The sequence below is a fragment of the Lactobacillus acidophilus genome, from assembly GCF_034298135.1.
Classification (GTDB): Bacteria; Bacillota; Bacilli; order Lactobacillales; family Lactobacillaceae; genus Lactobacillus; species Lactobacillus acidophilus.
Genome location: NZ_CP139575.1, coordinates 876042 through 896611, shown reverse-complemented (window position 1 = coordinate 896611; position 20570 = coordinate 876042). Strand labels below are relative to the sequence as shown.

The following is a 20570-nucleotide window of genomic DNA, read 5'->3' as shown; positions in this document are numbered from 1 at the left end:
TTTTAATTTTTTGAAGAAGAAAAAAACCTATTAAAAATAGGTTTTTAGTAATTAATTAGTTTTAATCTTTTTTCTGTACCACTTTACAGAACCATATACTAAAGCAATTAAAATTAAAGCTGCAATGATTAATGAGTATTCTTCAAAAATCGTGACAATAACTTGCCAATTTTCTCCCATATATGATCCAAGACATACAAGAATAGTATTCCAAATCAAACTTCCTAATGTAGTGTAAATAAGGAATTTAGATAATTTTACTTTTGCTGTACCTGCAGGAATTGAAATTAAACTACGAATTACAGGGATGCAACGTCCATAAAAAATAGCACCTGTTCCGTATTTATCAAACCAGCGGATTGCTTTTTTTACATCACCTTTTTTAAAGCCAAGTATTTTAAACAGTTTATGATTAAATATCTTTTCTAAACGTTCTTCGTTTAAAAGATAGCCAATCCAATATAAAATTAAAGCTCCTAAAACTGCACCAATTGTTGAAGCAATAATTACTAATGGTACGGTCATTTGAGAATGGTGGGTAGCAAAACCTGCAAAAGAAAGAATAACTTCAGAAGGAATAGGGGGGAAGATATTTTCAATTGCAATTAAAAGACTAATGGCTAAATAGCCAGATTGGTTAATTAAGTCAAAAACTATATTAGTCATATAAATTTCTCCTGAGTTTTTATTTTAATATATCAAGTTTTAATGTGGATAGCTATTTGAATAAGCAAAATTAATATCTTCTTAAAAAAGCTATGGTAAACTATTAAATACAAATTTTTAGTAGGATGCGATAAAATGGCGACAGAATTAATAGAAAATAAATTGAAACTTTTGCCAGAAAAACCAGGCTGTTATTTGATGAAAGATATCAATGGTACAGTTATTTATGTGGGCAAATCTAAGAACTTAAAAAATAGAGTACGTTCATATTTTAAAAGTAAACAAGTAGGTAGACGTGCTGAATTAGTTCGTGAGATTAGAGATTATGATATCATCACTGTTTCTACTGATAAGGAAGCGTTTTTACTTGAAATAACTTTAATAAAAAAATATCAACCATATTATAATGTTCAGTTAAAACAAGGAACTGGGTATCCATATATTGAAATCACTAGAGAACATGATCCGCAAACTCGTCTTACAAGTGTAGTACATAAAGATGGGGGGTATTATTTTGGCCCGTATCCTAATGTTTATGCTGCACAGGCAACTTTGAAGTTTATTCGAAAGGTTTATCCATTAAGACGCTGTCATGGCTATCAGGGACGTCCATGTTTGTATTATCATATGGGACAATGTTTGGGAGCATGCTTTAAAAAGGTGCCTCAAAAAGAATATGATGAGCAAATTAAAAAAATTAAGAGTTTTTTGAATGGTGATATAACCTCTGTAAAACAAGATTTAACTACCAAAATGGAAAAAGCTTCTGAAAATCTTGAATTTGAACGAGCTGCTGAAATTCGTGATCAATTGAAGTATATTGAAGAAACTGTTGAAAAACAGAAAATTATTTCTAATGATAATACTCAACGTGATATTTTTAACTATTACGTAGATAAATCTTGGATTTCCATTCAGATTTTCTTCTTAAGGCAGGCGAAATTACTTAGAAGAGAAACTAGAATGTTTCCTTTAACTGACGCCGCTGATCCAGAAGATGCGTTTACTTCATTTATTGTTCAATTTTATGGGCAAAAAAATCGAATTTTACCTAAAGAAATATTGATTCCTTCAGGATTTGATGATGATACTCTAGCTGAAGTTTTAAATGTAGCAGTTAGAACACCTCAAAGAGGTCAAAAAAAATCATTACTTGATATGGCTAAAGATAATGCCAAACTAAAATTAGATGATAAGTTTAGATTATTAGAATTAGGCAATCGAAAAACTAAGGGGGCACAAAAAGAAATATTTGATGCCTTAGGCTTGCCTTATGGCCATGTAATTGAAAGTTTTGACCACTCTCATATTCAAGGAGCTGATCCAGTTTCTGCTTTAGTTGTCTTTAAAGATGGTGAACCAGATAAAACCTCTTATCGTAAATATAAACTAAAAGGTGAAGTAGAACATCAAAATGGTGGTGATGAAGTCAGAAATACTCGTGAAGTTGTTAGAAGAAGGTACGGCCGTCTTCTTCGCGAACATAAAAAGATGCCTGATTTAATTTTGATGGATGGGGGGCAAATTCAAGTTGATGCTTGTGAGGATGTATTACGTAATGAGCTCAATTTAAATATTCCGGTAGCCGGAATGGTAAAAGATGATAAACACCGGACTAATCATTTACTTTTTGGTGATCCAATTAATGGTATTCCATTAAAGTTAATCCCATTAGATCCTAAATCTGAGGGGTTTTACTTAATGACACGTATTCAAGATGAGGTACACCGGTTTGCAATTACTTTTCATCGTAGGCGTCATGCAAAGAATGCTTTATCAAGTAGATTGGATTCTATTAAAGGAATTGGACCAAAAAGTCGTAATAAATTACTTAGGAATTTTGGCTCATTGAAGAAGATTAAAGAAGCTTCTATTGAAGATTTGCGTGCAGCGGGATTAACTTTGCCTCAAGCACAAACAGTAAAATTAATGTTGTAAACCCAGAAAACGCATTAATTAGCACATTTTCTGTGGTATAGTATAAAAGTTAGATTAAGACGGAAGGAAGAGATAAACATGCCTACATTTGTTGATCAAACTAAAATTGAAGTACAGGCCGGAAAAGGCGGCGATGGCATGGTGGCTTTCCGCCATGAAAAATACGTTCCTAACGGCGGTCCAGCTGGTGGTGACGGTGGCCGTGGCGGTAGCATTATTTTTGTTGCTGACAGCGGATTGCGTACATTAATGGATTTTCGTTATCGTCGTAAGTTTAAGGCGGATAACGGTGAAAATGGTCGAATTAAATCACAATATGGCCGTGGAGCAAAAGACTTATATTTAAAAGTTCCTGTTGGAACAACAGTTTACGATTTTAATACAGGTGAATTAATCGGTGACTTGGTCGAAAAGGGACAAGAATTAGTTGTTGCAAAAGGCGGCCGTGGTGGAAGAGGTAACATTCACTTCGCAACAAGTGTTAATACTGCACCAGAAATTGCTGAAAATGGTGAACCAGGTGAAGATCGTGTCCTTCGGTTAGAACTTAAGTTGTTAGCTGATGTTGGATTAGTAGGATTTCCTTCAGTTGGTAAATCAACATTGTTGTCAGTTACAACTAAAGCTAAACCTAAAATCGCAGCATATCAATTTACTACTCTAACTCCAAATTTGGGAATGGTAATTTTACCTGATGGTCGTGATTTTTCAATGGCTGACCTCCCTGGTTTAATTGAAGGGGCTAGTCAAGGGGTAGGATTAGGTATTCAATTTTTACGTCATGTTGAAAGAACTAAGGTAATATTACATTTAGTTTCGATGGATCCAAATAATGGTCGTGAAGCCATTGAAGATTATCATACTATTAGACAAGAACTTAAGAGTTATGCAACAGATTTATCTGATAAGCGTGAATTAATTGTTGCTTCACAAATGGATATACCAGGTGCTGATAAAAAGCTTGCACAATTCAGAAAAGACTTGGAAAAAGAAAGCAATGATGAACCCGTTTATGCAATTTCAAGTGTTACTCATGCTGGTGTAAGTAAATTAATGAATGATACTGCTACTTTGGTTGAAGAAGTTGAAAAAGAACGTGTTGAAGAACCTAAAGTTGTTCAAAAGACCAAAGAATACAAGTATAAAGCACCACAAAGAAATGAATTTATGGTAGAAAAAGTTGGAGAACACGAATTTGTCGTTAAGGGTGAACAATTGGAGAGATTAGTTCAAATGACTAATTTGGATCACCAAGATGGTATTATGCGTTTAGCAAGACGACTTAAACGTTTAGGTGTCGATGATGCTTTACGTGAAAAGGGTGCTGTTAATGGCGACGATGTTGCTATTGGTAAATTTGTGTTTGAGTTCGTACAATAATAAAAAAGTAGAGAAAAATTATGAGAAAAAATCGGTTTATTACAGGGTATTCTGGTCTTAGAGCGTTAGCAGTAATCGGGGTAATTCTTTATCACCTTGATCCTAATTCCTTTATGGGAGGGTATCTGGGAGTACCGATTTTTTTCGTGCTTTCAGGATATTTGGTAACTGATCATATGTTCAATTCATATGATCAAACAGGTACATATAATAATCGACGTTTTTATTTAAACCGAATAAAAAAGATATATCCTCAGCTAATTTCAGTATTATGGCTAAGTGCAGCATATATTTTTCTGTTTCAACGTAATTTACTTGCTAAGCTGAATCAGATAGTATTTGCAAATATATTAAATGTTTATAACTTTTGGCAAATTCATAATGGTCAAAGTTATTTTGAACGTTTTGCAGCAAATGAATCACCGTTCACCAACTTGTGGACGATGTCAATTGAAGGACAATTTTATATTGTTTGGCCAATTGTGATTTTTTTGTTGGTTAAATTTGCTAAGAAAAAGAAAAATATTTTTTGGATATTAATGGGTTTGTCAATTGCATCTGCGATTATGATGACCAGTTTGTATTTGTTGAAAGCAGATATAAATCGTATATATTATGGTACAGATACACGCTTTTTCTCATTAGGTTTAGGGGCTGCACTGGCAGTAATTTGGCCAGTTGAGAAGTTAAATACAAATATTCGTAAGAAATATACAATAATTCTTGATGTTACCGGATTTGTTTCTTTTGCATTGTTAATATTGATGTATTTTTCAAAATTAATGGATCCACAACAAGCATTTACTTACTGCGGTGGAATGTTACTCTTCACACTTGATGTATGTATTTTTGCTGCAGTTATTGCTCATCCGGGCAGTCATTGGAATCAGATTATGTCCAACAAAGTTTTTGATTGGATAGGTTCAAGAAGTTATGGAATTTATCTTTATCAGTTCCCTGTAATGATTTTTTTTGAAGATAAAATTGGTAATATTGGTGAGCATCCATTTATGTATCATACTATCGAAGTGATTTTGATTTTGTTGATTAGTGAGATAACTTACCGATTAATTGAAAAGCCAATGGGAAAAATTAGTTGGGATAAGACCAAGAAATACTTCATACGTATCTTTAATATAGAAACTAAAGATTACGTTAAAAAATTTCAAGCTGTATTTGCTATGCTTGTTTTGATTGTAGGTAGTATTGCAATTGCTGTTTCACCAAATGTAAAAGCTGAAGATTTTAATAAGAGTCAATTAGCTCAAAGAATTAATCAAAATACCAAAAAGCAAAAAAAGATAATGCTAAATTAATTGAAAACCTGAAAAAGCAGAGGAATAAACAAGAAAATAAATCTAAGATTGTTAAAGAGGCGGCTCAAGAGGCTAAAAAACATCCAGTTAACAAATCTTATGTAAAGTATGGAATTTCGCAGCTTGATTTGCAATTAGCACAAAAAATTCAAGTCACCGCAATCGGTGATTCTGTGATGGCTGGAGCAAGTAACAATTTGAAGCAATTGATGCCTAAAGCACTAATTGATGCAGCAGTATCTAGACAATTAAATGTGGCTTTTGGTCTTTTAGACAATTATCAAAATCAAGGTGTACTTGCAGATAATGTATTAATAGGCCTAGGAACTAATGGACCATTTTCAATGGATGATTTAGATCGAATTATGCATCAAGTTGGACCTAAGCGTAAAGTATTTTGGATTAATGTCCATGTTCCAACTAGAGATTGGCAGAATCCGGTGAATGATTTGCTAAGACAAGGTGCAAAACGGTATCATAATCTTATAATAATTGATTGGTATTCATATTCAAAGAATCATCCAAAATGGTTCTACGATGACCATACACATCCAAATATAGAAGGATCAAAGTATTACAGTGCGTTGATTACCAAAACAATTGTTAAGCATTCAAAATTTTAAACATATAGAATAGGATTTTCATGGAATTACAATTTTTGGGAACCGGTGCAGGGCAGCCTTCTAAGCAGCGTAATGTTTCAAGTGTTGCGTTGAAGCTGTTAGATGAGTTAAATGAAATTTGGCTGTTTGACGTTGGAGAGGCTACTCAGCATCAGATTTTAAGAACAAATATTAGATTACGAAAAGTTACTAAAATATTTATTTCACATAATCATGGTGATCATATTTTTGGATTACCTGGATTACTTTCAACTCGCTCTTTTCAAGGTGATGTAGGCCCATTAACTATTTATGGACCTGCAGGAATTGAAGATTTTGTTAAAATATCTTTGAAAGTATCTAGAACTAAAATTTCATATCCAATCCACTATGTGGAATTATCTGAACCGGGGTTAATTTGTGAAGACAGAGGCTTTAAAGTGTATACGGATCGTTTAGACCATCGCATTCCTAGTTTTGGCTTTAGAGTTGTTGAGGATTCTCATCCAGGTGAACTATTAATTGACAAGTTAGCAGAATATAATATTCCTAATGGCCCAATTCTTGGTAAACTAAAGAATGGTGAGCAGGTTGCTTTGGCTGATGGAACTATTTTGGATGGAAAAGATTTCTTAGGTCCTGAAAAGCCTGGACGAATTATCACCATAATTTATGACACACGTTCAACATCAAGCATTGCACATTTAGCTAAAGATGCAGATGTATTAGTCCATGAATCTACTTTTGCTGGTGATGAAAGTAAAATGGCTCATAATTATTATCATTCTACATCTGTACAAGCAGCTAAAATAGCTCGACAGGAAAATGTTAAACAATTATGCTTAAATCATATCTCAGCTCGTTATATGGGTGCTAAAGCTAAGAAGTTAGAAAATCAAGCTAAAAAGGTATTTCCAAATACCATTTTGGTAAATGATTTTGATCGGGTTAATATTCCAATGAAAGGTTCAAAAAAATGAAAGATTCATTAAGAAACAAAGTTGTTGTTATTACTGGTGCTTCGAGTGGTATTGGCCGCTCAATTGCGCTTGAAAGTGCAGGCCGCGGTGCAACGGTGATTTTAATCGCTAGAAGAAAAGATCGTTTAGAAGAAATTACTGCTGAAGCAAAAGAATTATCGGGTGCAGAGGCATATGTTTTTCCAACTGATATGGGTAAGCCAGAGAGTATTGAAAAAACTTTTGATGAAATTACTAAACAAGTTAAACATATTGACTTTTTAGTTAACTGTGCTGGCTTTGGTAAATTTGAAGAATTCATGGAACAAAAGATGCAAGATGTTACTAATATGTTCCAAGTTAATGTTTTGGGGCTAATGTACTTTACTAGATTGATTGGTCGTGTCATGATGGATCAAAAGACTGGTCAAATCATTAACTTTGGTTCAATTGCGGGCAAGGTTCCAACAACTAAATCTGCTGCATATAGTGCATCCAAGGCAGCAGTTATTCAATTTTCTAATGTATTACGTCTTGAACTTAAGCCATTTGGTGTTAAAGTGATGACCGTAAATCCAGGTCCTGTATATACTAATTTCTTTAATGTTGCAGACAAGACTGGTAATTATGTCAAAAATGTTCAAGAGTTTATGCTTGATCCAGATGATGTCGCATGGCAAGTAGTTCATTTCTTTGGTAGTGATAAGCGTGAACTTAATTTGCCACTTAGTTTAGCAGTTTTAGCTAAGTTATATAATTTATTCCCAACAATTGGAGATAAAATTTCTTTGGAGTTTGCTTCTAGAAAGTAATAAAAATGGAAAATCAAAAAAATTTGATTATTGGTTCAATCGTAGCTTTAATTGCAGTAATTTTTGTTGTTTTAAATACTTCACCAGTAGCAATTAATTTTGGCTTTTTCAAAGTGAAATTACCTTTGATTGTCGTTTTAGTGGTAATGGTAATTATTGGGATGGTTATTGCGTGGTTTTTCGGTCGAAACAAAAATGAAAAACAGCATAATAAGCTGGCAATTTTAGATAAAAACAAGAAGAAAAACTAATAAATCTTGATTTATTGCTTTTAGAATAGTATCATTGAATCACGTGAGTAATTCAGAGTCATTTGACTTTGAAGCTTAAGATTACAATAAAGGAGATCAATTAAATGGCAGTTCCTGCAAGACATACTTCTAAACAAAAGAAACGTTCACGTCGTGGTCATATTAAGTTGAGTGTTCCAGCTATGCACTATGATGCAACTACTGGTGAATACCGCTTAAGCCACCGTGTTTCACCAAAGGGTTATTACAAGGGTCGTCAAGTTGTAAATAACAACGATAACGGCAATAACTAATTAAAAGACACCTGTGACCATGGTGTCTTTTTTTATGCCTAGATAAGGAATTAATAAATGAAATTAGTATTTTTACATTCTAGTGATACTCATGGCTTTTTATTGCCTACTGATTATCAAAATAAGACGGATTACAATGCGCCTTTCAGTTTGAGTAGAGTTAGCTCAGTAATTAAGGCAGAAAAGAAAAAATATGGCGATAACAACGTTGTTGTAACTGATGCAGGAGATTGTCTGCAAGGTTCACCACTTGCTTCTTATGCACATTCTACAGGTGATTATAGTGATTTACGTAAGTTCACTGAAGCATATAATGCAGTAGGATATGATGCACGTTGTTTAGGTAACCACGATTTTAATTTTGGTTTAGATTATTTAAGCTACTACGTTGATAATAATACTGCACCAATTATTAATGATAATGTTCTAGATGCAGAAACTGATGTACCTTTCTTTGGTCGAGAATATATTATCGTTAAAAGAAATGGACTCAAAATCGGTATTTTGGGTATAACTACTCAATATATTCCTCACTGGGAACCTAAGGAAAATGTCGCAGGATTAAAGTTTGCCTCTGCATATGATAAAATTAAGCATTATGCAAAGATTTTACGTCCACAAGTTGATGTTTTGGCTGTAATGTATCATGGGGGCTTTGAAAGCGATCCAGAAACAGGTAAGGCGACTGAACCTCATCGTGGTGAAAATGAAGGCTATAAGATTTTAGATGAGATTCCAGAAGTTGATGTCTTTTTAACTGGTCATCAACATCGGCGTTTGAATTTAGTTACTAAAAATACAGCTATTGTCCAGCCAGGGTACCGTGGAGAAGCTGTTGCAGAAGTTATTGTTGATGTAGACGATGACACTAAAAAGATTACTAATATGTCAACTAAGTTAATCGATACTAAAGATTATGATCCGGATCCAGAAGTTTGGGATAAAGTTGTCGATTTAGATAAAAGAACTCAAGCATGGCTGGATAAACCAATTGCTCATTTAAATAAGCCTGCCCGTATTGAAAATGCTATGGAGGGCAGAATTGAGGGAGCACCATTTATTAATTTAATTCAACAAATGCAAATGTGGTTTACTGGTGCTGATGTTTCAGCAACTGCTGTAATGAGTGAAAATGCTAAGGGATTTGATAAGACGGTTACAATGCGTGATGTTTTATTAAATTATCCATATGCAAACCAATTATGTAAAGTTAAGTTAACTGGTAAGCAATTACGCCATATTGTTGAGCATAGTGCCGGTTTCTTGAAAAAAGATCGGGATGGTAAGATTGGATTCATTGATCGTTGGATCAAACCTAAGCCAATGCTTTACCATTTTGATGTATTTTATCCAGTGGAATATGAAGCTGACTTATCAAAGCCAGAAGGTGAACGGATAACTAAGTTGACTTTGCATGGAAAGCCTATTGAAGACGATAAGATTTATCACTTAGCTGTTAACAATTATCGAGCAATGGGTGGTGGTTTTTATCCAGAATATAGCATGGATAAGATCGAAATGACACTTGATAAGGACTATGTACAAATGTTTAGTGAATATTTGACACATGGCGATGTTGAAGTAGATACTAAGAAAAATTACAAGTTTTATTAACTAAAGTAAAAAGGCTGATAACTCTCTCTTTGAGGTTATCAGCCTTTTTATCTAAAAATAATTATTTTAAATTACTGTATTTACTATTATCTTTATGTGAGTGAGCGGTAATAGTTGCAATAATTGCTGCAAAAAGAATGCCAAAGATAACACCAATAATCAAGCAATTTTTCATGTCATTTGCATTAAATGAGGCACTTTGAGTTAAAGGACCAGCAATAAAGCCTACAACAAACATGTAGATTACGCTCCATACGATTGTGACAATATAACGACCCATCTTGATTCCTTCTTTCGCATAGAATTTTATCAAAAATAAAGTTTAATTTCAAACCTGTTTAGTTCAATTTGTTATACTTAATTTAACATATTTAAGTATTGAAAGGTGGTAAATTTATGCAAGTAGCAGCACTTCAAAACTTAAGTTCATTTACATTACTTGATAGTCCTACTAAAGTTTCAGATTTGATTAATACTGCTAAGGAAAAAGGCTATCAATCTGTTGGATTGACTGATATAAATGTGACTTATGGTTTGGTTAATTTTTATGAATTAGCTAAAAAAGCTGGAATCAAGCCACTTTTAGGGATGCAGGTGCGGCTAAATGGTTTAATAGATAGTACTCAGAAATATGACTTAATTGTTTTTGCTAAATCTGATGCTGGCTATCATAATCTCTTACGTTTATCTAGTGCCATTAATTTGCTAACTGAAAATGGTCAAAACGATAAAATTTTAACATTGAAAGAATTGACTAAGTATCTTAGTGATTTGTTGGTTATTGTTCCTGCTAATACTAAAAGTGAATTAGTGGCCTTATTTGAAACTAACCAACAATTAGGTAGTGACTTTTTAAGAGAATTAAGAAAATTATCTAGTGATGTATATTTAGGTGTTTATGCTTCTAAAAATGGCGAAAATTATATTAATTATTTGCGGACTTTAAATAAGCAATTCAATTTGCCCTTAGTTGCAGTTGAAGATACGGAATATTTAAAACCGCGAGATCAATTTTTGCAAAAGACACTTAGATCGATTAACAGTGGACAAAAATTGCAGGATATATTGCCTCTGGCCAAACAATCCGGTTCGCATTATTTAGCTAGTGCTGAAGATGTACTAGAACGATATCATCAATTAGACTTAGATGAAGCTGTAAATAATACTTGGAAGATTGCTCAAGAATGTAATGCAAACGTTGTTTTTCAAAAACCAGTTTTGCCTAAATATCGACAGAATAAATTTACAACTTCTGAAGAATATTTACGTTATTTAGCACGAACAGGATTAAAAGATAGATTTAAGCAAAAAACAATCCCTGCTGAATATCAAAAAAGGCTTAATTACGAACTACGAATAATTAATCAAATGGGCTTTGATGACTACTTCTTAATTGTGTGGGATGTAGTTAATTATTGTCATCGCGTAAAGATTACTACAGGTCCAGGAAGAGGATCAGCATGTGGTTCTTTAGTATCATATGCCTTAAAAATTACAGAAGTAGATCCATTAGAATATAATTTGCTTTTTGAGCGTTTTTTAAACCCAGCCAGACATGAAATGCCCGATATTGATTTGGATATTCCCGACGTACAAAGAGATACCGTAATTAAATATATGTATCAAAAATATGGAATGGACCATGCGGCTCAGATTTTAACGTTTGGTACATTAGCAGCTAAACAAGCATTACGAGATGTGGGGCGCGTATTTGGTTTAACCATGGTGGAAATCAATAAATGGGCTAGGGCAATTCCTTATTCTAAAGGAAAAATATCTTTGAAGCAGGCTTATGAAGAATCACGTGAGTTACGTTTGTTGGTTGATGCAACGCAAGAAAATAAGTTGCTTTTTCAAACTGCTATGAATTTGGAAGGATTACCACGTCATTATTCTATTCATGCTGCCGGTTTAGTGATCAGTGATGATTCAATTGCAGGTATTTCTGGGTTACAGGCAGGTCCATTAGGAATTCCTGTGACTCAGCAGACTAAAAAATACGTGGAATCACTAGGTTTATTGAAGATTGATTTTTTAGGATTGAGGAATTTAACTGTTTTAGGAAATATTTTAAATTTAATATGTGAACAGGGAATAAAGATTGATCCTAACGAAATTCCATTAGATGATTCGGAAACTTTGCAACTTTTTCAAGAGGGGAAAACTGATGCTATTTTCCAATTTGAATCTGGTGGAATTAGGCAAGTTTTACGCAAATTGCATCCTAATAATTTTGAAGATTTGGTGGCTGTAAATGCACTATATCGACCAGGTCCGATGCAAAATATCGATATTTTTATTGCACGAAAAAATGGACAAGCGGGTGTTAAATATCCTGATCCTAGTTTGAAACGAATTTTACAGCCAACCTATGGCATTTTGGTCTACCAGGAGCAGGTAATGCAAACTGCACAAATCTTAGCCGGTTTTTCACTAGGCGAAGCCGATATTTTACGGCGAGCAATGTCAAAGAAGAAACAAGATGTAATTGAACAAGAAAAAAGTAAATTTATTTCTGGAACAATAAAAAAAGGTCACGCCAAAGAAGTAGGTGAGCGTGTATATCGCTATATTGAGCAATTTGCTAATTATGGATTTAATCGTTCTCATGCAGTTGCATATACCAAGGTGGCTTTTTGGTTAGCATATTTAAAAGTGCATTATCCAGCGGCCTTTTATACTGCAATGTTAAATTCTTCAACTTCCGTAAAGGCACAGTCATATATTATGCAGGCCCAGGAAGCAAATATTAAAGTTGTGTCACCTGATATTAATCAAAGCAAGTTGGATTATTCACTTGATAATAAAAATATTTTAGTTGGGTTAAAAGCAATAAAAGGGTTGAGAATGGACTTTGCTCAAGAAATTGCTAACAATACTAAACCATATAAATCGCTAAATGATTTTTTAAGACGAATCGATCCTAAATTTCTACAGGTTGATGCTATAGAGGCACTTATTATGGCTGGTGCTTTTGATCAGATTGAAGATAATCGAAATGAATTACTAATTAACTGTAAAGAAATTATTGCAAATGTGCAGTTAACAGGACAAAATATGTCTTTATCAGAAATTTTAGGGGATGCACCACTAAAACATGCAGATAAGCCAACAAATGCTGAAAAGGCTGAAATGGAAGAAAAAGTTTTGGGCTTTACGACAACTACTACTCCTTTAGTTGCTGTTCAAAAATTTGCTCGAAAATTTAATGCTAGACCATTAAGTCAATTTCAAATAAATGAGTCTGGAATTAGCGTTGGTAAGTTGATGAAATTTAAGCCAATCCGTACAAAAAATGGTAAAAATATGGCTTTTGCTAGTTTTGCAGATTCCTCTAGTGAACAAGAAGTTATTATTTTTCCACAGGTATATGACAAATTTAGTCCAGCTTTGAAAATAGGAGAAATTTATTTGTTAGGATTGCGTACACAAGGCGATCGATTTGATCAAAATAAAAAGCAATATATGTTAACCAATTTACGTAAAGTAAACTTTAAAGAATAATTGTCTACTTTAAAGAATTGAATTATCAATATATGTAAGTGCTAACATAAACTCTGAAGTGAGAAACAATAAATTAGCCCAATTTTTGTGAGATTTTTGGTCTAAAAAATGTTAATATTTACTTGATGTGAGAAATTACACAAAATAATCATGATGAGGTGAATTCATGAAACGGATTGGTATTTTAACTAGTGGTGGAGACGCCCCTGGTATGAATGCAGCAATTAGAGCTGTGACAAAGACTGCTATCCATCATGGACTTGAAGTCTTTGGGATTCGTTATGGTTTCGCTGGTTTGGTTGCAGGTGACTTTATTCCGCTTACTACGGAAAATGTTGACCACAAGATTAGTGAAGGCGGTACTTTCTTGTACAGTGCTCGCTTCCCTGAATTTGCACAAGAAGAAGTGCAACAAAAGGGTGTTGAGCAACTAAAGAAACATGGTATTGATGCTGTTATCGTTATTGGCGGTGATGGATCATATCATGGTGCTTTAGCCTTAACTCGCCACGGCGTAAACTCAGTTGGTTTACCAGGAACTATCGATAATGATATTCCTTATACTGACTACACGATCGGCTTTGATTCTGCTTGTCGTACTGCTATGGATGCGATTGACAAGATTCGCGACACAGCAAGTAGTCACCACCGCGTATTCGTTGTTAATGTAATGGGTCGTGAATGTGGTGATATTGCTATGCGTGTAGGTGTAGCTAGTGGAGCAGATGCAATTGTTATTCCTGAACGTCCTTATGACGTAAAGGAAATTGCAGAAACTATTAAACGTGGTTTTGCAGATGGCAAAGATCATGGTATCATTGTCTTGGCAGAAGGCGTTATGGATGCCGAAGAATTTAAGGATGAATTACTTAAATACGGTGATTTTGATGCTCGTGCTAATGTTCTTGCACATATGCAACGTGGTGGCTCACCAACTGTTGAAGATAGAGTAAATGCTACTAAGATGGGTAACTATGCTGTTAACTTACTTCTTGATGGGAAGGGCGGTTTAGCTGTCGGCATGGAGAATGGTAAGTTGAATACCCACGACATTTTAGATCTATTTGACAGTAAGCACCAAGGCGACTTTTCACTGCTAGATGTTAATGAAGAAATGACTAAAGATTAGTCAGTTTTTGGAGAGGATTTATTAAATAATGAAGAAAACTAAGATTGTTAGTACTTTAGGACCAGCTTCAAACGATATTGAAACTATTACTGCTTTAGCTAACGCAGGCGCAAACGTATTCCGTTTCAACTTCTCACACGGTGACCATGAAGAACACCGTTCACGTATGAACATGGTTCGTGAAGTGGAAAAGAATACTGGTAAGCTTCTTGGTATTGCTCTTGATACTAAGGGTGCTGAAATCAGAACCACTGAACAAGAAGGTGGCAAGTTTACTATCAATACTGGTGACACAATCCGTATCTCAATGGACGATACTAAGAAGGGTAACAAGGACATGATCCACGTTACCTACGACGGCTTGTACGATGATACTCACGTTGGTGGTCACGTATTAATCGATGATGGTTTGGTTGACCTTTTGATCAAGGAAAAGGACGACGCTAAGAGAGAATTAGTTTGTGAAGCTCAAAACACTGGTTTAATCGGTTCAAAGAAGGGTGTTAACGCTCCAGGTGTTGAAATTCGCCTCCCAGGTATCACTCAAAAAGATACTGATGACATTAACTTTGGTTTGAAGGAAGGTATCAACTTTATCTTTGCTTCATTCGCACGTAAGGCTCAAGATATCTTAGACATCCGTAAGCTTTGTGAAGCAGCAGGTGCTGACTACGTAAAGATTTTCCCTAAGATCGAATCACAAGAAGGTATCGACAACGCTGACGAAATTTTACAAGTTTCTGATGGTTTGATGGTTGCTCGTGGTGACATGGGTGTTGAAATTCCATTTATGGAAGTTCCATTTGTACAAAAGAACTTAATCAGAAAAGCTAACGCACTTGGTAAGCCAGTTATTACTGCTACTCAAATGCTTGACTCAATGCAAGAAAACCCACGTCCAACTCGTGCTGAAGTTTCTGACGTTGCTAACGCTGTTCTTGACGGTACTGATGCAACTATGCTTTCAGGTGAATCAGCAAACGGTTTGTACCCAGTTAACGCTGTTAAAGCTATGGCTGAAATCGATGAACGTACTGAAAAGCAAATGCTTAAGCGTAACACTTTAGCACTTCAAAGATTTGAAGCATACAAGGGCTCAAACGTAACTGAAGCTATCGGTGAATCAGTTGTACGTACTGCACAAGAATTAGGTGTTAAGACTATCATCGCTGCAACTAACTCAGGTTACACTGCTCGTATGATTTCTAAGTACCGTCCAAATGCTGACATCGTTGCAATGACCTTCGATGAAAAGATCCAACACTCATTGGCAGTTGTTTGGGGTGTACAACCAGTATTAACTGACAAGCCTAAGTCAACTGATGACATATTTGAAAAGGCAGCAGAAGTTGCTAAGGAAAAGGGCTACGTTAAGGATGGTGACCTTGTAATTATCGTTGCTGGTGTTCCAGTTGGTGATTCAGGTACTACTAACTTGATGAAGTTACAAATTATCGGTAACAAGCTTGTTCAAGGTTTAGGTGTTGGTAACGGTTCAGTTATCGGCAAGGCTGTTGTTGCAAACTCAGCAGAAGAAGCTAACAGCAAGGTTAAGGAAGGCGACATCTTAGTTGCTAAGACTACTGATCCAGACTACAACCCAGCTATCAAGAAGGCTTCAGGTTTGGTTGTTGAAGCTTCAGGTTTAACTTCACACGCAGCAGTTATTGGTTTATCATTAGGTATCCCAGTTGTTGTTGGTGCTACTGACGCTACTGAAAAGATTTCTGACGGTTCAACTATTACTGTTGATGCTCGTCGTGGTGCTATTTACCAAGGTGAAATCTCAAACCTTTAATAATATATAAATAAAACAGATTAGCTAATCAAAAAATAGTCAGCTTTTGAGCTGGCTATTTTATTTTGTTCGAATATCTCTTATACTTATATATAAAGAATATGTAAAGTAGGAGATTTTTTAATGCTTGGAACTATTGCAAAAGGAAAAATAATTGATAAAAATGATAAAGCTTACTATGTTCAAATAGATGGCATTACTTATGAGCTTAAGAAGCATGAAATTACTCAAGACGATATTCCCAAAATTGGTGATGTGGTTGAAGGATTTATTTATGATAATAAAGATCATGATCGTGAAATGACACAATTTTTACCTTTTGCTCAACCAGATCAATATGGGTGGGGGAAAGTGACCGAAGTTCGTCCGGGATTAGGTGTATTTGTTGATGTAGGTCTTCCAGATAAGGATGTAGTTGTTTCAATGGATGATTTACCACGAGAAAAAGAAAGATGGCCACGTCGTGATGATCAGCTTTTAGTACGATTGGAAACTGATTATAAAGATCGTATTTGGGCAAAATTGGCTGATGAAGATATTTTTGATCAATTAGCAGCTAATTTCCCACGTGGTATGAATAATCAAAATGTTTTTGGTACAGTTTATGCTAGTCGTGATATCGGTGCTTTTGTATTAACTAATGATTATTATCTTGGTTTTATCCATGAATCACAAATGCCAAGACCGATGAGACTTGGAGAACAATTTAAAGGTCGAGTAATTGGTGTTAGCCAATATGGACGTTTGAATTTAAGTGCATTACCACGTGCATTTGAAGAAATTGATGATGATGCGCAAATGATTTTAATGAGTTTACGTAGAAGAGAAACTAAAACATTGCCATTTTATGACAAATCTGATGCTCAAGAGATTAAAGCTTACTTTGGAATTTCTAAATCAGCATTTAAGAGAGCATTAGGTCATTTACTTAAAGCTGGTTTGATTGAAGAAGATAAGGATGCTGGTACTATTACTTTGATTAAGGATCCAGAAGAGAATACTGATGACGAATAGTAATTTAGAAGATCAAATTGATGATTATCTACGTTATAGTCAAATTGAACGTGGACTAAGTGTTAATACTATCAATGCATATCGTCAAGATTTAGAAGAATATTTAACCTTTGTTAAAAAAGAAAATATGACTTCGTGGCCTACTGAAGCTACTGATGTAGATGCCTTTTTGGCTCGTCAGCATGATCTTAATAAAGCGACTAGTTCAATTAGCCGTCTTATTTCGAGTTTACGGAAGTTTTATCAATGGCTAGCTCGTCAGAATATTCAAAAATTGAATCCAATGTTAGAGATTGATTTACCTAAAAAAGAGCATAAATTACCAATTGCGTTAACTCAGGACGAAGTGGTAAATTTATTGGATCAACCAAATACTAAGCAGAAATTAGGCTTGCGCGATAAAGCTATTTTGGAGACTTTATATGCTACAGGTATGCGAGTTAGTGAATTAATAAATTTGAAATTACAAGATCTTCATGAAGATCTTGGTTTAGTGCGAGTACTAGGTAAGGGGGCCAAAGAGCGGTTAATACCTATTAGTTCTGTAGCACTTGATTGGCTAAAAAAATATGAAAAGCAAGTACGTGACCCACTTATATTAAATGTGGGTAAAGATGATGAACATATTTTTTTGAATAATAGAGGAAAACAGCTCACTCGACAAGCTATTTGGCAGATGATTAAAAAGTATTGTCAATTAGCAGGGATTGCTAAAGATGTTACGCCTCATACTTTACGTCATACTTTTGCTACTCATTTACTTGAAAATGGTGCAGATTTACGAGTTGTACAAGAAATATTAGGACACTCAGATATTAGTACAACGCAAATTTACACTAATTTATCGCAAAAACATATCTTGCAAGTATATCAGAAGACACATCCTCGTCTTTAGGTGAGAAAAATGCTAATACAATATAAAAAAGATTATGAAAAAACGGCAATGGGTCTTTTATCTTATTTGCCGGATTTTAAAAATATAAAAAATTTGAATGAAGAAATATCTTTGAATCAAGAAGATAATGACTTTATGTTGTATCTTTACCGCAATGAACAAAATAATATTGTAGGAGTTTTAGGTACACAGATTTCGGATCAATTTGTTGTAATTAGGTATCTATCGTTAGCACCCGGTTTTCGTGAGATAAAATACGAAAAAGATATTTTAAATGAGTTAAAAAATGAATATCCTAAAAAGCGAGTAACTGCAGTACCTGAATACACTAATTTGATAAAGACGGTTGAGCAAAAAAATGAACAAAAGTAATTTAACATTAGAATTACCCAACTTTGAAGGTCCATTAGATTTATTGCTACATTTAATCCAATCACAAAAAATAGACATTTATGATATTCCAATTGCGCAAATTACTAGTCAATATCTTGAATATTTAAAGCGGATGCAAAGTTTAAATTTGCAGCTTGCAGGTGAATACTTTGTAATGTCGTCAACATTACTTAGAATTAAGTCGCAATATTTATTGCCACAAAATGATTTTGTAGATGAAATTGGACCTGAAGAAGATCCAAGAGATGAATTAGTACAACAGTTAGTGCAGTATTCAGTGTTTAAAAAGATATCTGCATATTTTAAAGAAAGAAATGAAAAAGTACCAATTACTGTTTCTAAGGAAGCGAGTGTTTCAAAGTCTGTTAAAGTACAGCCACTTCCTGAAGGGCAAATCACTTCAGATGAGCTTGCAACTACGTTTAGTATGGTTTTACGTAGATTAAAATTACGTAGACCAGATACTGCTTCAATTAAGGTGGCAGAAACACCTATTACTGAGATGATTACTTTCTTACAACAAAGATTAACTAGAAAAAAATGTGTAAGTTTTTTCAGTTGCGCTGATCAGATGCAAAATGTTTCCGATGTAATAGGACTATTTTTGGCAATGTTAGAATTATGCAAAAAACACGAAATTCATGTTTCGCAAGCAAGAGAATTTGGTGATTTAAATTTAGAAAGAATTGATGTAAATGGCAAGTAAAGAGGCAAATTTAGAGGCACTTCTGTATGCAGCTGGTGATAATGGCATTGAAGAAACGCATTTAATCGATTTACTTGAAGTTAATAAAGAAGAATTAAGTGAAATAGCTGACGAATTGGAGAAAAAATTATCAACTGATACAAATTCAGGTATCCAAATAATTCATATTGCGCATACTTATAAATTAACGACTAGTCCTCAAACAGCAAAAGTAATTGAAAAATATTTTCAAAAAGATCTGACTAAAAATTTAAGTCAATCTGCTTTAGAAATTTTAGCTATTATTGCATATCGTCAACCAATAACTAGAGTAGAAATAGATGATATTAGAGGCGTTAATTCTTCTGGTGCGTTACAAACTTTAATTTGGCGAGGACTAATTGAAACTAATGGCACTAAAGATGCACCAGGACATCCTAAACTATATGTAACGTCAGATTATTTTTTGCAATACTTTAATTATCAAAGTTTGGCAGATCTTCCGTTGATTGAAGAATTTGCAGATAATGAAAATGACATGGAAATGGATTTATTTGATTCAAAAGGTATGGTAGACAGACAAATAGAGAAAGAAGGAGAATAATGGCAGAAAGATTACAGAAAGTTATTGCTGAAGCGGGTATTGCTTCTAGAAGAAAAGCAGAAAAGATGATTACAGCCGGTAGGGTTAAAGTTGATGGTCAAGTAGTTACTAAGCTAGGTACAAAAGTTGATACTTTTAGTAACATTACTGTAGATGATGAGCCAATTGAAAGAGAAAGCTTACATACTTATATTTTTTATAAACCTCGTGGTGTAGTTTCTACTGCTGATGACGATAAAGGTAGAAAAACCGTAGTGGATTATTTCGAAGATATACCTTATCGTGTCTATCCTATAGGACGTTTAGATTATGATACTTCAGGACTTCTTTTAATGACAAATGATGGCGAATTAGCCAATTTATTAATGCACCCTAGAAATGAAGTTTCAAAGGTATATGTTGCTAAAATAAAAGGAATTTTAACACCAGAAGAAATTAAAAGCTTGACTAAAGGTGTAAAATTAGGTCGTTTTAAGTCTGCTCCTGCTAAGGTAAAGGTATTGAAGACTGATAAACGTAAGAATACTCAAATCGTGCAAATAACTATTCATGAAGGACATTATCATCAAGTTAAACGGATGTTTAAAGCCGTGGGTCACTTGGTTGAAAAATTATCTCGTGAAAAGTATGCATTTTTGACATTAGATTCGTTAACTTCAGGTCAATATCGTGAATTGTCTAAAAATGAAGTTGACAAACTCATGAAATTGAATTAGC

Annotated in this window: 18 protein-coding genes and 1 pseudogene; 17 read left to right on the top strand and 2 right to left on the bottom strand. The window is 34.2% G+C overall.

Going from position 1 to position 20570, the window contains the following annotated elements; all coding sequences use genetic code 11:
• Positions 1 to 51 precede the first annotated feature (51 nt).
• A complete protein-coding gene (locus SO785_RS03980) occupies positions 52 to 666 on the bottom strand; it encodes a DedA family protein (protein ID WP_011254296.1) in 615 nt (204 codons plus the stop codon).
• A 135-nt stretch (positions 667 to 801) separates the two neighbouring features.
• Here SO785_RS03980 and uvrC point away from each other — a divergent pair, with 135 nt between their 5' ends.
• From uvrC to SO785_RS03940, 8 genes and pseudogenes are all read left to right on the top strand, one after another.
• Positions 802 to 2604, top strand: a complete 1803-nt coding sequence (gene uvrC, locus SO785_RS03975; protein ID WP_003547051.1) for an excinuclease ABC subunit UvrC — start codon at positions 802 to 804, stop codon at positions 2602 to 2604.
• Positions 2605 to 2682: 78 nt separating this feature from the next.
• On the top strand, positions 2683 to 3984 hold the full coding sequence (gene obgE / locus SO785_RS03970; protein WP_011254297.1) for a GTPase ObgE: 1302 nt from the start codon (positions 2683 to 2685) through the stop codon (positions 3982 to 3984).
• 20 nt (positions 3985 to 4004) lie between these two features.
• Positions 4005 to 5923: pseudogene (locus SO785_RS03965) on the top strand (acyltransferase family protein).
• Positions 5924 to 5943: 20 nt separating this feature from the next.
• Positions 5944 to 6882 carry a ribonuclease Z gene (gene rnz / locus SO785_RS03960; RefSeq protein WP_003547055.1) on the top strand — a complete coding sequence of 313 codons (939 nt, stop codon included), beginning with the start codon at positions 5944 to 5946 and terminating at the stop codon, positions 6880 to 6882.
• A complete protein-coding gene (locus SO785_RS03955) occupies positions 6879 to 7673 on the top strand; it encodes an SDR family NAD(P)-dependent oxidoreductase (protein ID WP_003547056.1) in 795 nt (264 codons plus the stop codon). Before rnz ends, SO785_RS03955 begins: the two co-directional genes overlap by 4 nt.
• 5 nt (positions 7674 to 7678) lie before the next feature.
• Entirely contained in the window at positions 7679 to 7924 is a 246-nt protein-coding gene (locus SO785_RS03950; protein WP_003547057.1) for a lipopolysaccharide assembly protein LapA domain-containing protein, read from the top strand.
• A gap of 104 nt (positions 7925 to 8028) precedes the next feature.
• On the top strand, positions 8029 to 8217 hold the full coding sequence (gene rpmF / locus SO785_RS03945; RefSeq protein WP_003547064.1) for a 50S ribosomal protein L32: 189 nt from the start codon (positions 8029 to 8031) through the stop codon (positions 8215 to 8217).
• Between the two features lie 57 nt (positions 8218 to 8274).
• The gene (locus SO785_RS03940; RefSeq protein WP_003547066.1) at positions 8275 to 9831 is read left to right on the top strand and encodes a bifunctional metallophosphatase/5'-nucleotidase; all 1557 of its coding nucleotides are present in this window, start codon (positions 8275 to 8277) and stop codon (positions 9829 to 9831) included.
• A 61-nt stretch (positions 9832 to 9892) separates the two neighbouring features.
• Here SO785_RS03940 and SO785_RS03935 read toward each other — a convergent pair whose 3' ends face one another.
• Entirely contained in the window at positions 9893 to 10111 is a 219-nt protein-coding gene (locus SO785_RS03935; protein WP_011254299.1) for a YjzD family protein, read from the bottom strand.
• Between the two features lie 116 nt (positions 10112 to 10227).
• Between SO785_RS03935 and SO785_RS03930 the strand changes: the two genes are divergently transcribed.
• From SO785_RS03930 to SO785_RS03890, 9 genes are all read left to right on the top strand, one after another.
• A complete protein-coding gene (locus SO785_RS03930; RefSeq protein WP_003547069.1) occupies positions 10228 to 13335 on the top strand; it encodes a DNA polymerase III subunit alpha in 3108 nt (1035 codons plus the stop codon).
• Positions 13336 to 13501: 166 nt separating this feature from the next.
• Positions 13502 to 14464: a 6-phosphofructokinase gene (pfkA, locus tag SO785_RS03925; protein WP_003547070.1), complete on the top strand. Its 963-nt coding sequence runs from the start codon at positions 13502 to 13504 to the stop codon at positions 14462 to 14464.
• 28 nt (positions 14465 to 14492) lie between these two features.
• A complete protein-coding gene (pyk, locus tag SO785_RS03920) occupies positions 14493 to 16262 on the top strand; it encodes a pyruvate kinase (RefSeq protein WP_021874075.1) in 1770 nt (589 codons plus the stop codon).
• Positions 16263 to 16385: 123 nt separating this feature from the next.
• A complete protein-coding gene (locus SO785_RS03915; protein ID WP_011254300.1) occupies positions 16386 to 17276 on the top strand; it encodes a CvfB family protein in 891 nt (296 codons plus the stop codon).
• Positions 17266 to 18171, top strand: a complete 906-nt coding sequence (xerD, locus tag SO785_RS03910; RefSeq protein WP_003547075.1) for a site-specific tyrosine recombinase XerD — start codon at positions 17266 to 17268, stop codon at positions 18169 to 18171. Before SO785_RS03915 ends, xerD begins: the two co-directional genes overlap by 11 nt.
• Positions 18172 to 18180: 9 nt before the next feature.
• A complete protein-coding gene (locus SO785_RS03905) occupies positions 18181 to 18543 on the top strand; it encodes a reductase (protein ID WP_011254301.1) in 363 nt (120 codons plus the stop codon).
• Complete coding sequence (locus tag SO785_RS03900; RefSeq protein ID WP_003547078.1) at positions 18530 to 19270, top strand: segregation and condensation protein A; 741 nt, start codon at positions 18530 to 18532, stop codon at positions 19268 to 19270. The genes SO785_RS03905 and SO785_RS03900 overlap by 14 nt, the downstream gene beginning before the upstream one ends.
• Positions 19260 to 19853, top strand: coding sequence for an SMC-Scp complex subunit ScpB (gene scpB / locus SO785_RS03895; protein WP_003547080.1), 594 nt, complete (start codon positions 19260 to 19262; stop codon positions 19851 to 19853). Before SO785_RS03900 ends, scpB begins: the two co-directional genes overlap by 11 nt.
• Entirely contained in the window at positions 19853 to 20569 is a 717-nt protein-coding gene (locus SO785_RS03890) for a pseudouridine synthase (protein ID WP_003547082.1), read from the top strand. The genes scpB and SO785_RS03890 overlap by 1 nt, the downstream gene beginning before the upstream one ends.
• Position 20570: the final 1 nt, after the last annotated feature.

Coding starts and splice junctions, on each gene's coding strand:
- SO785_RS03980 (WP_011254296.1), bottom strand. CDS start 666: ATGACTAATATAGTTTTTGACTTAATTAACCAATCTGGCTATTTAGCC.
- uvrC (WP_003547051.1), top strand. CDS start 802: ATGGCGACAGAATTAATAGAAAATAAATTGAAACTTTTGCCAGAAAAA.
- obgE (WP_011254297.1), top strand. CDS start 2,683: ATGCCTACATTTGTTGATCAAACTAAAATTGAAGTACAGGCCGGAAAA.
- rnz (WP_003547055.1), top strand. CDS start 5,944: ATGGAATTACAATTTTTGGGAACCGGTGCAGGGCAGCCTTCTAAGCAG.
- SO785_RS03955 (WP_003547056.1), top strand. CDS start 6,879: ATGAAAGATTCATTAAGAAACAAAGTTGTTGTTATTACTGGTGCTTCG.
- SO785_RS03950 (WP_003547057.1), top strand. CDS start 7,679: ATGGAAAATCAAAAAAATTTGATTATTGGTTCAATCGTAGCTTTAATT.
- rpmF (WP_003547064.1), top strand. CDS start 8,029: ATGGCAGTTCCTGCAAGACATACTTCTAAACAAAAGAAACGTTCACGT.
- SO785_RS03940 (WP_003547066.1), top strand. CDS start 8,275: ATGAAATTAGTATTTTTACATTCTAGTGATACTCATGGCTTTTTATTG.
- SO785_RS03935 (WP_011254299.1), bottom strand. CDS start 10,111: ATGGGTCGTTATATTGTCACAATCGTATGGAGCGTAATCTACATGTTT.
- SO785_RS03930 (WP_003547069.1), top strand. CDS start 10,228: ATGCAAGTAGCAGCACTTCAAAACTTAAGTTCATTTACATTACTTGAT.
- pfkA (WP_003547070.1), top strand. CDS start 13,502: ATGAAACGGATTGGTATTTTAACTAGTGGTGGAGACGCCCCTGGTATG.
- pyk (WP_021874075.1), top strand. CDS start 14,493: ATGAAGAAAACTAAGATTGTTAGTACTTTAGGACCAGCTTCAAACGAT.
- SO785_RS03915 (WP_011254300.1), top strand. CDS start 16,386: ATGCTTGGAACTATTGCAAAAGGAAAAATAATTGATAAAAATGATAAA.
- xerD (WP_003547075.1), top strand. CDS start 17,266: ATGACGAATAGTAATTTAGAAGATCAAATTGATGATTATCTACGTTAT.
- SO785_RS03905 (WP_011254301.1), top strand. CDS start 18,181: ATGCTAATACAATATAAAAAAGATTATGAAAAAACGGCAATGGGTCTT.
- SO785_RS03900 (WP_003547078.1), top strand. CDS start 18,530: ATGAACAAAAGTAATTTAACATTAGAATTACCCAACTTTGAAGGTCCA.
- scpB (WP_003547080.1), top strand. CDS start 19,260: ATGGCAAGTAAAGAGGCAAATTTAGAGGCACTTCTGTATGCAGCTGGT.
- SO785_RS03890 (WP_003547082.1), top strand. CDS start 19,853: ATGGCAGAAAGATTACAGAAAGTTATTGCTGAAGCGGGTATTGCTTCT.